The 281-nt window shown below is 64.1% G+C and carries 1 protein-coding gene; it reads left to right on the top strand.

The genetic code is table 11. The annotated features are described in order from the left end of the window. A partial coding sequence (locus EN851_RS35960) for an MFS transporter (RefSeq protein WP_135931147.1) occupies window positions 1-281 on the top strand: 281 nt, incomplete at both ends.

The raw sequence follows: 281 nt of genomic DNA, 5'->3' as shown, positions 1-281 counted from the left end.
CTTCCGATCTCTGCGCTATATCTGGATGGTGCCGACCGCGACCTTCGCCGTGCTGGTGTTCGGCGCCGTCGAGACCGGCGGCTTTTCGCTGTTCCCGGTCTATGGCAGCCGCATCGGCTATTCGGAAGCCGACGCCGCGCTGTTGCTGACCATGATCGGTCTCGGCAACGTGCTGTTGCAGATCCCGATCGGCATGATCAGCGACCGCGTCTCCGACCGCCGCGTCCTGCTCTTGGCCTGCGCCACGGTCGGTCTCATCGGAACCGTGTTCATGCCGTTCT

The organism is Mesorhizobium sp. M8A.F.Ca.ET.208.01.1.1 (genome assembly GCF_004791315.1).
Taxonomy (GTDB): domain Bacteria; phylum Pseudomonadota; class Alphaproteobacteria; order Rhizobiales; family Rhizobiaceae; genus Mesorhizobium.
Note: the sequence above shows the minus strand (reverse complement) of the source record. Positions and strands in the feature narration are given on the sequence as shown.